Origin of the sequence: Micromonospora arborensis (genome assembly GCF_003205615.1) — a bacterium.
GTDB lineage: Bacteria > Actinomycetota > Actinomycetes > Mycobacteriales > Micromonosporaceae > Micromonospora > Micromonospora arborensis.
This window is the reverse complement of the sequence record NZ_PYBV01000013.1, coordinates 162,258-175,019: the sequence shown is the minus strand read 5'-3', so window position 1 is coordinate 175,019 and position 12,762 is coordinate 162,258. Positions and strand designations below refer to the sequence as shown.

At 68.9% G+C, this 12,762-nt stretch carries 13 protein-coding genes; 6 read left to right on the top strand and 7 right to left on the bottom strand.

What is annotated here, in order from left to right; all coding sequences use genetic code 11:
- The first annotated feature begins 112 nt into the window (after positions 1 to 112).
- Positions 113 to 847, top strand: coding sequence for a Type 1 glutamine amidotransferase-like domain-containing protein (locus C7C45_RS11340; RefSeq protein WP_110563613.1), 735 nt, complete (start codon positions 113 to 115; stop codon positions 845 to 847).
- Positions 848 to 850: 3 nt separating this feature from the next.
- Here the strand turns inward: C7C45_RS11340 and C7C45_RS11335 are convergent, their stop codons facing one another.
- The gene (locus tag C7C45_RS11335; RefSeq protein ID WP_110563579.1) at positions 851 to 1,420 is read right to left on the bottom strand and encodes an exonuclease; all 570 of its coding nucleotides are present in this window, start codon (positions 1,418 to 1,420) and stop codon (positions 851 to 853) included.
- A gap of 142 nt (positions 1,421 to 1,562) precedes the next feature.
- Between C7C45_RS11335 and ychF the strand changes: the two genes are divergently transcribed.
- Complete coding sequence (gene ychF / locus C7C45_RS11330) at positions 1,563 to 2,648, top strand: redox-regulated ATPase YchF (RefSeq protein WP_110563578.1); 1,086 nt, start codon at positions 1,563 to 1,565, stop codon at positions 2,646 to 2,648.
- Between the two features lie 95 nt (positions 2,649 to 2,743).
- Here ychF and C7C45_RS11325 read toward each other — a convergent pair whose 3' ends face one another.
- The 5 genes from C7C45_RS11325 to C7C45_RS11305 are packed head-to-tail and all read right to left on the bottom strand — an operon-like array spanning position 2,744 to position 8,023.
- Positions 2,744 to 3,409, bottom strand: a complete 666-nt coding sequence (locus tag C7C45_RS11325) for a GTP-binding protein (RefSeq protein ID WP_110563577.1) — start codon at positions 3,407 to 3,409, stop codon at positions 2,744 to 2,746.
- Complete coding sequence (locus tag C7C45_RS11320; RefSeq protein ID WP_110563576.1) at positions 3,387 to 3,869, bottom strand: DUF742 domain-containing protein; 483 nt, start codon at positions 3,867 to 3,869, stop codon at positions 3,387 to 3,389. Before C7C45_RS11320 ends, C7C45_RS11325 begins: the two co-directional genes overlap by 23 nt.
- A 23-nt stretch (positions 3,870 to 3,892) precedes the next feature.
- Positions 3,893 to 4,366: a roadblock/LC7 domain-containing protein gene (locus C7C45_RS11315; protein WP_110563575.1), complete on the bottom strand. Its 474-nt coding sequence runs from the start codon at positions 4,364 to 4,366 to the stop codon at positions 3,893 to 3,895.
- The gene (locus C7C45_RS11310) at positions 4,363 to 6,831 is read right to left on the bottom strand and encodes a sensor histidine kinase (protein WP_110563574.1); all 2,469 of its coding nucleotides are present in this window, start codon (positions 6,829 to 6,831) and stop codon (positions 4,363 to 4,365) included. The genes C7C45_RS11315 and C7C45_RS11310 overlap by 4 nt, the downstream gene beginning before the upstream one ends.
- Entirely contained in the window at positions 6,818 to 8,023 is a 1,206-nt protein-coding gene (locus C7C45_RS11305; protein ID WP_110563573.1) for a hypothetical protein, read from the bottom strand. The genes C7C45_RS11310 and C7C45_RS11305 overlap by 14 nt, the downstream gene beginning before the upstream one ends.
- Positions 8,024 to 8,868: 845 nt before the next feature.
- Between C7C45_RS11305 and C7C45_RS11295 the strand changes: the two genes are divergently transcribed.
- Complete coding sequence (locus C7C45_RS11295; RefSeq protein ID WP_110563612.1) at positions 8,869 to 9,378, top strand: flavin reductase family protein; 510 nt, start codon at positions 8,869 to 8,871, stop codon at positions 9,376 to 9,378.
- Complete coding sequence (locus tag C7C45_RS11290; RefSeq protein ID WP_110563572.1) at positions 9,375 to 10,160, top strand: thioesterase II family protein; 786 nt, start codon at positions 9,375 to 9,377, stop codon at positions 10,158 to 10,160. Before C7C45_RS11295 ends, C7C45_RS11290 begins: the two co-directional genes overlap by 4 nt.
- Here C7C45_RS11290 and C7C45_RS11285 read toward each other — a convergent pair.
- The gene (locus C7C45_RS11285) at positions 10,123 to 10,824 is read right to left on the bottom strand and encodes a LuxR C-terminal-related transcriptional regulator (RefSeq protein WP_167454700.1); all 702 of its coding nucleotides are present in this window, start codon (positions 10,822 to 10,824) and stop codon (positions 10,123 to 10,125) included. The genes C7C45_RS11290 and C7C45_RS11285 overlap by 38 nt on opposite strands.
- 251 nt (positions 10,825 to 11,075) lie before the next feature.
- Here C7C45_RS11285 and C7C45_RS11280 point away from each other — a divergent pair, with 251 nt between their 5' ends.
- Together C7C45_RS11280 and C7C45_RS11275 are read left to right on the top strand one after the other, a co-directional pair.
- Positions 11,076 to 11,759, top strand: coding sequence for a TetR/AcrR family transcriptional regulator (locus C7C45_RS11280; protein ID WP_110563570.1), 684 nt, complete (start codon positions 11,076 to 11,078; stop codon positions 11,757 to 11,759).
- Positions 11,756 to 12,757 (top strand): ABC transporter ATP-binding protein, encoded by a 1,002-nt coding sequence (locus tag C7C45_RS11275; RefSeq protein ID WP_208641126.1) that lies wholly within the window; start codon positions 11,756 to 11,758, stop codon positions 12,755 to 12,757. Before C7C45_RS11280 ends, C7C45_RS11275 begins: the two co-directional genes overlap by 4 nt.
- Positions 12,758 to 12,762 lie beyond the last annotated feature (5 nt).

Sequence of the window (12,762 nt, the reverse complement as noted above, 5' to 3'; positions counted from 1 at the left end):
GGCCACGCCAAGCCCATGATCACCGTGGGCGGGAGGTGAGCGACCGGCCCACGGGCGGAGGGCTGGCTGCGGCAGGATGGACGCCGCAACGCCCCGACGGAAGGACGCCCCGATGCCCGCCAGCGACCCGACAATCCTCGCCACCAGCATGGGCTTCTTCCGGGGCGACCGGGGCCCCGCCGACCTGCGCCCCGGCCCGGTCTTCGAGTTGGCGGCCGAGCTGGCCGAGGCCGGTCCGCAGCCGCGGATCTGCTACCTCGGGCAGGCCCTCGGGGACCAGCCCACCTCGCTGAGCGCGGTCTACGGCGCGTTCGCGGACACCCGGTTCCGGCTGTCGCACCTCAACCTGTTCCCGATGCCGAACGTCGAGGACGTCCGCGCCCACCTGCTCGCCCAGGACGTGGTCTGGGTCGGCGGCGGCAGCGTGGCCAACCTGGTCGCCATCTGGCGGGTGCATGGGCTCGACGAGATCCTGCACGAGTGCTGGCAGGCTGGCGTGGTGCTGGCCGGCGTCTCCGCCGGTTCGATCTGCTGGCACGTCGGCGGTGCCACCGACAGCTTCGGTCCCCGCCTGCGCGGCTTCACCGAGGGCTTGGCCTGGCTGCCGTACGGCAACGGGGTGCACTACGACAGCGAGGCCGAGCGGCGCCCGCTCATGCACGAGCTGGTCGGCAACGGGACGCTGCCGACCAGCCACTGCACCGACGACGGAGTCGGCCTGGTCTACCGGGGCACCCGGCTGGTCGAGGCAATCGCGGACCGCGAGGGCGTCTCGGCGTACGAGGTCAGCCGCAGCGCCGACGGCAGCGTCCAGGAGACGGTCATCGCCCCACGCCTGCTCGCCTGAGCGTCAATCCTGCTCGGCGGACTGTCGGCGGCGGAGCACCGCGTCGAAGACCTGCGCCAGCTCGGCGGCGTCCTCCCCGGCGTGGTGCGTGTGCGGCACGCCGTGCAGGCCCAGCTCGTTCTTGATCGTGCTCTTGTGGGTCTGAACCCACTCGCCGCCGGTCAGCCCCATCCAGTAGCTGCGGAGATCGACACCAGAGCCGGTGACACCGAACGGGCTGCGGCCGACGAAGCGGACGAAGTACCAGTGCACGAACATGCCGTCCCAGACGGCGGGCGCGGCGAGGAAGACCGGACGGCCGATCCGACGCAGCCCGTCGACCCAGGCCGCCGCGGCGGACATCGCCTCCTGCGCGGTGGGCGCCTCCCGCAGCAGGCGGTCCCGGTCCAGCCCGGAGACGGCCAGCGCCGCCGGCACGAACTCGTCGGAGATGGGACGTAGCTCCGTGTAGAAGGTCAGATCCGGTTGTCCGGCCACGGCCATCCCCAGCGAGATCATGCTGTACGGCCCGGGGATCGGCCCGTCCGCCTCCACATCGACGGCGATGTACAGCTCGGGCAAGGTCGAGTTCATCCCACCTCCAACAGCGCGACATCGAATCGGGAAGGGTAACAATGCTCGACCCGGCCCGGCGGGAGCGACGATCGATCGCCCGGCCCGTCGAATCGGAGCCACGTGGGTCGGCCCAATCGGCACCCGCGTAAGCTGGCTGGTCGTGAGTCTCTCCATCGGCATCGTCGGCCTGCCCAACGTCGGCAAGAGCACGCTTTTCAACGCGTTGACCAAGAACGACGTGCTGGCGGCGAACTACCCGTTCGCCACCATCGAGCCCAACGTCGGTGTGGTCGGGCTGCCCGACGAGCGGCTGGGCAAGCTGGCCGAGATCTTCTCCTCGCAGAAGGTGCTGCCGGCCCCGGTGTCGTTCGTCGACATCGCCGGCCTGGTTCGCGGCGCGTCGAAGGGGCAGGGCCGGGGCAACGCCTTCCTGGCCAACATCCGGGACGCCTCGGCGATCTGCCAGGTCGTCCGGGCCTTCTCCGACCCGAACGTGGTGCACGTCGACGGCAAGATCTCCCCGGCCGACGACATCGAGACGATCAACACCGAGCTGATCCTCGCCGACCTGCAGACCCTGGACAAGGCCCTGCCCCGGTTGGAGAAGGAAGCCAAGCTCCGCAAGGACCGGGCCGTCGCGGTCGCTGCCGCGAAGGCAGCCATCGAGGTGCTCGACGGCGGCACCACCCTCTACTCCGGTGCCGCCGCCGCCAAGATCGAGCTGGAGCACCTGCGCGAGCTGCACCTGCTCACCACGAAGCCCTTCCTGTACGTCTTCAACGTCGACGAGGCCGAGCTGGCCAACGAGTCGTTCCTCGACGAGCTGCGCGCCCTGGTCGCCCCCGCCGAGGCCGTCTTCATGGACGCCAAGATCGAGTCTGAGTTGGTGGACCTGCCCGAGGAGGAGGCCCGCGAGCTGCTGGAGTCGATCGGGCAGAACGAGCCCGGCCTCAACCAGCTTGTCCGGGTCGGCTTCCGCACCCTCGGCCTCCAGACGTACCTCACGGCCGGCCCCAAGGAGGCGCGCGCCTGGACCGTCCCGGTCGGCGCCACCGCGCCGGAGGCCGCGGGTGTCATCCACAGTGACTTCCAGCGCGGTTTCATCAAGGCCGAGGTGGTCTCCTACCACGACCTGGTCGAGCACGGTTCGATGCCGGCGGCCAAGGCGGCGGGCAAGGTCCGCATCGAGGGCAAGGAGTACGTCATGCAGGACGGCGACGTCGTGGAGTTCCGCTTCAACGTGTAGGGGTGCCCCAACACCACATCGCTGATCTGGTAAAACGCAGGTCGGAGGGTTTCGGCGGCCTCGCTGTCGATGCCTGCGGCGTCAGGATGGTGTGGCTAGCCGGGCTGTTCTCCGAGCGCCTTGTTCAGCGCGGTGCCGAGTACCACCAGCAGCGCGTCCCGTACCGAGGTTCGCTCGCGCGCGTCGAACCGCACCACCGGCACCTGATCGCCGATCGCGAGGGCCCAACGGATCTCCGCCAGCTCGTGCATCAGGTGGCCGTGGAAGGCGTTGACGCCGACGACGAAGGGCAGGCCGGCGTGCTCGAAGTAGTCGATGGCGGGGTAGCAGTCGTCGAGCCGGGCGCTGTCCACAACGACGAGCGCGCCGAGCGCGCCGTGGGCCAGGTCGTCCCACATGAAGCCGAACCGCGACTGTCCAGGTGTACCGAATAGGTAGAGCTTGAGGCTCCGGTCAATGGTGACGCAGCCGAAGTCCATGGCGACCGTGGTCGTGGTCTTCTCCGATCCGAGACCGAGGATGTCGACGCCGACCGCAGCTTCGGTCATTGCCGCCTCGGTCGTCAGCGGCGCGATGTCGGAGATGGCACCGACGGTGGTGGTCTTACCGACGCCGAAGCCGCCTGCGATGACGATCTTCACAGGCAGCGGCACGGATGGCCGGCCACGGATCGGGTCAGCCTCATCAGACGGTCGCGGGTGAACCGAGCCGTTGCTCTGGGGTGCGTTGGCCTGCCACTCAGGAGATTGCGCTAAGTCCATCGATCACTCTCAGAATCACGTCGGGGTTGAAAGATTCGGCCCCGTGACGCACGTGTACGTCCAGGTAACCGGCGGCACGCAGGTCGCCGACCAGGACCTTCGTCACGCCGAGCTGCAGTTGTAGTTGGGCCGAGACCTCCGCCACGGAGAGCGGCTCAGCGCAGAGCAGGACGATGTTCCGCATCTCGGGAGTCAGCCGCGACAATCCGGGTGAGTCCCAGCTCAGGCCCGGATGCCTGGCCGTCACCTGGGTCTCCAGACTGATCGAGGGGTCGGTTCCCGCCACTCGTCCCGAGGTCAGCACGAAGGGACGTGGAACGTCGGTGATGGCAGGGTCGAGCGTTGCCTCGGGGGTCGGTGCCGGCCCAGCGAACTGCTCGGCCGGCGTTACGGCCCGCAGGTAGGGACGGATCTGGACGCCCGGTGCCGGCTCCTCCCCGTCAGGTTCCTTCCAGTGCATGACGTCGCTGTTGACTCGCCCGCTCAGCCCTGAACCGAGTTCTTCAGTTCAACGATGAGCTGCGGGGTGAGCGCGCTGCCTGCCCGGGTGGTGAAGAGGGTCATCTCGTACGCCACCGTTCCAAGGTTTGCCGAACGATCGGCCACGACACCAAGTACGGAGCCGCTGCTGATGGTCGTGATCAACAAGTAGCCGTCGGTCATGTCGATGATGATCCGGTTGAGCATCCCCAGGGCGTACCAGTTGGCGGCGCCAGCGGACATGCTGGTCATCCCGGACACCACTGCGGCGAGCCGTTCCGCGTTCGGTCGGTCCTTTGTCGCCGACATCGCCATCAGCAATCCGTCCGAGGAGACGGCGATCGCCTCCAGCACGCCGGCTGTGTTGGTGGTGAACCCATCGAGTAACCAGTTGAAGGTCCTCGCCTCATGGCTGAGGCCGGTGAAGTCCCCGTTCGGGTTGTGCGTGGCGTTCTCGTGGAGGAATGGGCTCGTCATCGTGGTGAACCTTCTTCGCGGTGATAACTCGGGCTTGCCTCACCTAGGGCGCGCTGGATGCCCGCCTCGAACTGGTTGATCCGACGGCGAACCTCGTCGGGATTCTCTGGTGCCGACGCGCTGCCGTGGTAGCTCGGGACCGGCTCGGCGTCGGGCAGACTCGCGCCGGGTATCCGTCGGGTGAGTTGGGGCACGGCAGCCGCCGCTGGTCGGGCCTGCGGGATCGGGGGAACAACCAGCGACCCCGAGCCGGCGATGGACACCGGTCCGCCCCCCACGGCGCTCCCGGACACCGCGGTGGGGGTGGGAACGGCGACGACGCCGTTGGACGGTGCCGCAGTGGCCGGGCTGCCGAGCGGAGCGAACGCGTTCCACTTGGCGCCGCTGGAGAGTGTCTGCCTCGCCCGGTCGAGCAGCGCCGGGTTCAGCGACAGCTCGTTGGGTGGCCGAGTGACCGATTCGACGCGTTCGCGATCGGTCGTGCCCTCGGTCTTCGGCAGCTCGGGACTCCGCCGGTTCTCTCCTGCGCGCGCCGTTTCCACGGCTTGCGGCGCCGAGCCGATGCCGGCAATTTTCGTGACGCCCGGCCTGCCTGACCTCCCTGCCCGGGCTGGGGTGTCGACCAAGAGGCGGGAATCGATCTCAATATCGGCAGTGACGCCACCACCCGGAGTCGCAGTGAGGCAAACCCGCCAGTTGTGTCGCCGAGCCAACCGGCCGACGACGAAGAGCCCCAACAGCTCGGTCGGCACGAGGTCGAGCCGCTCGCGTCGGGTCAGGCGGACGTTCTCCTCGGCCAGCCGCTCCGCGGGCATACCGATACCGTGGTCGACCAGCGAAATGCGTACCCCGTGGGGGAGCGTCTGGGACACGACCGTGAGCCGGGTGTGGGGCGGTGAGAAGGTGGTGCCGTTCTCCATCAGTTCGGCGAGGGTGAGTGCGAGGTCGCCGATCGCGGCCGGGACGACCGACACGTCGTCGGTGACCTCCACGTCGACTCGGGTGAAGTCCTCGATCTCGCCGAGCGCGAGCCGGACCACGTTGCCGAGCGGCAGCGGGGCCATGTGGCCCTCCGAGTTGTTCCAACCCGAGAGGACCACCAGGCTGTTCGCGTTGCGGCGCAGCCGGCTGGACACGTGGTCCAGTCGGTAGAGGTGCTGCAAGCGGCCCGGATCGGTCTCCTGCTGCTCCAGCCGGTCGATGAGCGCGAGCTGACGACCGACGAGGTTCTGTGTGCGCCGACCGATGTGCCCGAACATCTGCGCCACGTTGCGTCTACTCGCTGCCTGCCGTTCCACCAGCCGTGCCGCGGTGTGTTGCACACGCTCGAAGGCGCGCGCCAGGTCCCCGATCTCGTCGTGACCGCTGACGTCGATCGGGTCAAGTCGAACCGGGGATGGCGACTCCGTCTCGTCGTCGGCGATGCGGACCAGTTCCGCCTCCGAGAGCCGGGCGATTCGCTCGGCGGAGTTGGTCAGCCACGTCAGCGGGAGGGCCACGAAACGGGCCACCGCGACGCTGAGGGCCACCACCAACAGGAGCGTCAGCAGCACCAGCCCGCCCACCGTGTACGCGGTGGTGAGCGCGTGGCGTTGTTGGTCGTTGACCTCGGTGATGATGTCGGCGACGAGCTTCTTCTTGACGAACTCGCCGAGTCGGCCGAGCGAAGAGACGGCCGGGAAGATGGTGGTGATCGGTACTTTTGTGACGGCGGACCTCGGGTCGGCTGCCCCCAGAGCCAGGAAGTCTTGTCCCGTTCGGGCGATCACCCCAGTGTTGATCAGCTGGTGGAGTGCGGTCTGCTCACTGGTGGCGAAGGCGTGGAACCGGTCGAGCGCCACCTGCAGTAAGGCCAGCGTGGCGATGTAGCGGCTGCTGGCGGATTGGCTCGGTGCCGCGGCGGTGAGGAGGAGCAGCGTTCCGGCGGCACTGATCTGCTCGTCGGTGCGCAGCAGGGCGTCGAGAGCGACCAGCTGGCGGCCTGCGGCAGTGGCGGTATCCGCGTCGAACAACAACTGGGGTGCCTCGATGAGCGGCCCGATCACGCTCGTGAAGCCCGTCAGTGCCGCGTCGGTGCTGGCCTTGTGCGCCAGGACGGCGGTTCGTGTGTCGGTGATCTTGCGAACACCGTCCAGCGCGGCGACGATCGGGCTGGACCGATCGATGTCGAGGTTCGCGCGCAGGTCCTCGACCTTGTCGTCTACCGCCGTCGACTGCCGCACCAGAGACGCATGGTCCGCCACGCCGAGCAGGTAGCCGACGGAGAGTAGCCGCTCCTCTTGCAACTCCTGCACCACTGTGCCGACCAGCTCCGCGGTGCGTGCGGCGACGGCGGCCCGGTCCGCTCGTGCTGCGGCACCTGCCCGCTCGGCGACCACCGGCACGGCCAGCGCGGCCATGCTGAACAGTGGAATGACCAGCAGAACGGCGAGCTTGCCCCGAATGCGGAGTCTATCGAGCAGCATTTGTCCGGTTCCAATGCTTCGGGTCGCTGTCCTCATCGAGCGCGGGGTATCCAGCCTGCGGGTGGACGCCACCTCTGCTCTGCAGGGCCGGCGGTGCGGCTGGCTGGGGCACCATCGGCGAAGACAGTGAGCTGGTGTCTCGTCTGCCCGCGCGTCGTCTCCGGCGCACCCTACGAGGAAGGGCCACCCACACCGCGGTGACCGCGAGAGCGACCGCGAGAGCGGTAACGCCCAAGACGCGTCGCCGCTGGCCGTCGAGGTCATCAGCCCGAGCGGAAAGCCGACCGTCCAGCTCGTTGAGGATGGCCGTGTTGAGCTTGGCCGCGGCGTCCTGGGCGGTGGTGCGGGCCGCTCTGACCTGGGCGACGTCGACGACGAGGCTCGTGGCGGCGCTGTGGCCGCTGCCCGCAGGGTCAGCGTCGTCCGAGTTGTCGCCCTTGCCGTTGGAGGTCGGCTTGGCAGTACCGGCCGGACTCGGCTTCGCCTTGGTCGCGAAGGTGACGGCGCCCAACGTCTCCATCGCCCGCTGGAAGGCGTCGATCTCACCGAGCACTCCGCTGCTGAGGCTGACGTTCTCGGTCTCCGCCGCGAGTAGGTCGTCGATCAGGTCATCGGCTGAGGAGAGCGCGTCTGAGCGGTAAGTGCCGAGGTTGGCAATGGTGAGCTCGTGGTGCTCGCTGCTCTGGCCGGAGGCGATCATCGCGAGGTCGCTGAATCGCCCGACGTTCACCAGCGCCTCGGGCAGTTCCTCGGCCGCACCGTCCTGCAGGTAATAGGTGTCGGCGACGGAGTCGCGTGCGAGTCCGGAAGCCTCGCGTACCTTGCGGTAGAGCCCGAGGAGCAGGTCGGCGGCCTCGCTGTAGGTGGCCATGGTGTCGGCGGCCTCGTCGGCGCCACGATTGGGCAGCGCGTCGATCTTCGCCCGGAGCCCGGCCCAACGCTCGCGTGCCAGCAGTTCGCCGCCGAGCCGGGTGTCGACGACGGCCATCTCGGCTACTGCCTCCTTGAGCGGCTCGCCCGAGGCGGGCCGACCGGCCACGGCTGCGGACTGGGCATCCACCAGCGCGACGGCAACTTGGCCGAGTGGCCGGAGATACCTGGCGCCGTCGCGTTCTCGCTGCACAGAGGCGCGGTCATCGCTTGTCGGATGGGCCTGCTGGAAGAGCACCGCGACCGGTGCCAGGAGCAACACCGCGATCAGTGGGGGCAGACCGAATCTGAGAGTCCCCGGCCAGCTTCGGGACCGCCGCGCAGGTAACTCCATGTTCTGTTTCTCCGGAAGCTCAGGGGGCGACTAGCCCCTGGGGTGGGTCTCGTGCGTGCGGACTGACGAGCCGCTGCGCGGGCAGTCCGCACCGGGGCGACCAGGCGCCTCACCGCCGGATGATCACGTCTTGCCGTCGGTGCTCACGACGTTCCGAAGGTGTCGCCGAGGTGAACGAGACAAAGATTGTGTGTGGCCGGCAGTGAATCATTGACGTGGTCTTGTTTGCCCGACCCGCCCTGAGCGCTGGGAAGCATGTCGTCGCGAATGTGGCTGCACGCCCTGGTCACACTCCGGCCCGCCCGCCAGACGCCGCGACAAGAGGCGGCCTGGCTGGCTTGTGGAACGTCATGGACGACCGGGTCGATGGGGTCGCCGGAGCAGGCCGAGTTCCCGCACGGGCAGCGCCGAACCGCCGACTCCCTCGTTGCGACACTCGCGACGCGGGCAGGGGACGCTGGTCATGGCAGATCTGGACCGGGAGGCCGCCCTCAGCGGGATCCGCGCCTTCCTCGGAAGCAGACCCGAAACCGCGTCCAGCCTTCGCCGACGACCGGATCCGGTGGGTCCGAACCCTGCGTAAACCGGACAAGCTGCGCCTCTGGGGCCGCCGGCCGAGCCGGCATCCGCCGGTTTGCGGACAGTAGAGGCTAGTCCGCAGGTATGAGCACCCGGTGACCGGATGCGCCGTGCTCATCACGCTGATGGAAGACACCGACGGTGCACATTCCTACGCTGACTCGGAATCAGCAAACTACGGCGAGGTGGTGCGCATGAGGTCCGAGGTAACGCTCGATGAGCTGGAGCTGCGCCGGGTGCTCGGGCGGTTTGTCACCGGGGTGACGGTGGTGACGGCGGATGTCGTCGGCGTACCGCTCGGTTTGACCGCGAACTCTTTCACGTCGGTGTCGATGAAACCGCCGCTGGTGCTGTTCTGCGTGCACTCGTCGTCCCGCGCCAAGGCCGGCCTGCAGCAGGCCGGTGGCTTCGCGATCAACATCCTGGGCGCGGACCAGGAGCACATCTCCCGGCAGTTCGCCCGCGCCGGGGAGAACCGTTTCGCCGACGTGCCGTTCCGCCCGGGCCGCACCGGCGCGCCGATCCTGGTCGGCGCGGTGGCGTACCTGGAGTGCCGGACCAAGGCCGAGTTCGAGGGCGGCGACCATCTGATCGTCCTCGGCGAGGTGCTGGAGTTCGGCATCCTCAGGGACACCGAGCCGCTCGCGTTCCTCGGCGGCCGGTACGGCCAGGTCCGCTGCCCGGCACCGGACGACGAGTCATGAAGGGGCGCTGGCTGCACCGGTGGCGGCCGCGTCCGGCGGCGCGGCTGCGGCTGGTGCTGCTGCCGTACGCCGGCGGTAGTGCGGCGGCGTACCGGTCCTGGGTCGCCGCGTTGCCGGAGTGGGTGGAGCCGATCGGCGTCGAGTTGCCCGGGCACGGCGCCCGACGCGGCGAGGCGCCGGTCACGACGGCCGGGGCGGTCACCGCCGCGCTGGCCGCGGAACTCGCCGGGATGCCACCCGCCGAACTCGTCCTGTTTGGTCACAGCATGGGCGGGCTGCTGGCCTTCGAGACCGCCCGCCGGATGCGGGAGCGCGCCGGGGTGCCCCCGGCCGGCTTGCTGATCTCCGGTTTCGACGCGCCGTGGGCGCCGCAGGCGGGCCGGCTGCGGCTGCCCGCACCCGACGATCCGCGGTTGCTGGAGCGGCTGGCCGGGCTGGGCGGGGTGCCGAGCGCCGTGCTGGCCGACCCGGCGCTGAGCTCGTTGCTGCTGCCACCGCTGCGGGCCGACCTCGAACTGCTGCGCCGGTACGCCACGCAGCCGGGCGAGCCGCTCGGTTGTCCGGTGCGGGTCTACCGCGGCACCGGCGATCCGCTCACCTCGGACGCCGGCACGCGGGCGTGGCGGCGAGAGTCAGACGATTTCGGCGAGCGCGCTTTCGGCGGCGGCCACTTCTACCTCCAGGACGAGATCGCCCCGCTGATGGCGGCGCTGGCCGAGGATCTGGCCGGCATCGCGACTCCGGTCACCGCCGCTCCAGCTCGATGCTCCGGGTCTGGATGAGGCCGGTGTGGAAGGCATAGATGACCGCGTGCACGCGGCTGCGTAAGTTCAACTTGGTCAGCAGGTGCTGCACGTGAGACTTCACGGTGCTCTCCCGTAACGAGAGCTCCCGGGAGATCTCGGCGTTGGTTGCGCCGCGGGCGATCAGCTTGAGCACGTCCATCTCGCGCGGGGTGAGCGCGCCCTGCATCTGCGGGTCGGCCACGGTGTGTTCGACGATGGTGGCGGCGTGCGCGGGATACCTGGTCTGGGGCGCCAGCACCAGGTAGCCGGCCGCGATGATCCGGATCGCGGAGACGAACTCATCCGCGGTGGCGTGTTTGCGGAGCACACCTGCGGCGCCGGCCTGGAGCGCCTTGCGGCCCTCGTCCTCCGCGTTGACGAGGATCAGGATGCGGGGGGGCTGGCGCAGGGGACTGCTGAGCAGCCGCTGAGTGACCTCGGCGGCGTCCACTCGGTGGGCCAACGCGTCGATGATCACGACATCCGGGGTCAGGGTGCTGGTCTTGCGGATGGCTTCACGGGCGTCCGAGGCCTCCCCGATCACCTCGAAACCGGGGACCTGCTCCAGCAGGATGCGAACCCCTACCCGAACCAGGGTCCGATCGTCAACGAGGAGGAGCCGGGTCGCGGTATCACCTGCGGAAATGGGCTTGTCGGACACGTCTCTCTCCCCCGACGGAGTAGACATTCACCGGCATGAAGATACATGGGGATCTTTACATTGCAACGCTCAGTATTGCGTCCGAAGCCGTCCGCGACCGCCTCCATGCCCTGCCGGCGCGGTCGAGTTTGGACGGTTCTCGCACGTCAGGGCGGCTCGGCCGGGCCGGAGAGGCGCGGCACTTTCAGTTAGTGAAAAATTACGATCAACCGTTAGGTTTTTAAATAACGATCGTACGTTAGGATTCTGTCATGCCACGATCCGCCGCTACCCGTCGACCCGGCCGCCCGGCCAAGGCCGAAGGTCTGCACACCCGCGAGGCGCTGCTCGACGCGGCCCTTGAGGCCTTCGCCGCCAAGGGCTTCGCCGCCACGTCCATCCGGGAGCTCGCCGAGGCAGTGGGTGTGCGCGAGAGCGTCATCTACGTCCACTTCGACTCCAAACAGGCCATCTTCGACACGCTGATGGCCCAGTCCGGCCTGCTCGAGCTCGGCGAGCTGGGGGTCGACCTCAGCCCGTTGGCCGAGCTGGGCCCGGCAGCGGCGCTGCCCGACCTGGCGCGCCGCATCGTCGATGCGTTCGACCAGCCACGGGCCCGCCGCTTCAGCAGCGTGATGATGCGCGAGGGCCTGCTGGGCAAGGCGGCCGGCGGCAAGAGCCTCACCGACGCCATCGCCGCCGTGCAGCGGCAGCTGCACCCGCTGTTCGAGGTCTGGCTCGCCACCGGCCGCCTGCGCTCCGAGTTCACCGCGGAGCAGCTGGTCTGGGAGCTGCTCGCGCCCCTGGCCAACGTGCGCTTCGTCTATCTCAACGCTCAGTCCACCGAGGAGGAAAGGGCGCTCGGCCGCGAGCTGGCCGAGCGGCACGTCTCATTTTTCGTCACGACGACGGCCCCACCGTCGTCGGCCACCGACTACCGAAGGAGCAATCCATGACCACCATGGCCGACCCGGCCAGTCTGCGCGACCTGACCGGTCACGATTCGGTGATCGAGCTGGACCGGGTCTCCGTCCGCTTCCACCGGCGCGGCAAGGAGGAGTTCGTCGCGGTCCGCGAGCTGTCCTTCGCGATCCCGCGGGGGCAGATCTTCTGCCTCCTGGGCCCCAATGGCTCCGGTAAGACGACCACCATCAACCTGATCTGCGGGCTGCGGAAGCCCACCGACGGCCAGGTGCGGGTGTTTGGTCAGGAGCCGCACAAGGAGCGCAAGACGGTGCTGCGCAATCTCGCCGTCATGCCGCAGGAGACGGCGCTCTACGACAGCCTCAACGCCCGGGAAAACCTGCTGTTCCACGGCAACTACTACGGCGTGAGCGGCGACCTCAAGGCCCAGGTCGGCGAGGTGCTCAAACTGGTGCAGCTCACTGACCGGCAGAACGACCGGGTAGGCACCTACTCCGGCGGCATGCAGCGCCGGCTCACCCTGGCCCGGGCGCTACTGACCAAGCCGCAGGCGCTGCTGCTCGACGAGCCCACGCTCGGCGTCGACGTGCAGTCCCGGCAGGCCATTTGGGACCGGGTGCGCGAGCTGGCCGACGGCGGCATGAGCGTGCTGCTGAGCACCAACTACATGGAGGAGGCCGAGACTCTCGCCGACCGCATCCTGATCATCGACCGGGGTGCCGCGGTCGCCGAGGGCACGCTGGCCGAGCTCAAGGCCAAGGTGACCGCGCTGCGTCTGGTGCTGCGGTTCGCCTCGCCCGACGTGGCCCAGGCGGCCGAGCACGCGATGTCCGCGTTGCACCGGGTGACCCGCGACGACCAGGTGGTGACCGTGGGCCTGGAAGGGTCGCCGCAGGCGTTGGAGGTGCTCGCCGCGCTCCAGCAGGGCCGGTTCGGCGCCCAGCCGCGGCAGATCGAGAGCTTCGAGCTCAAGGACGCGAACCTGCAGGACGTGTTCCTTGAGTTCACCGGCCGAAGCCTGCGCAACTGAGGGAG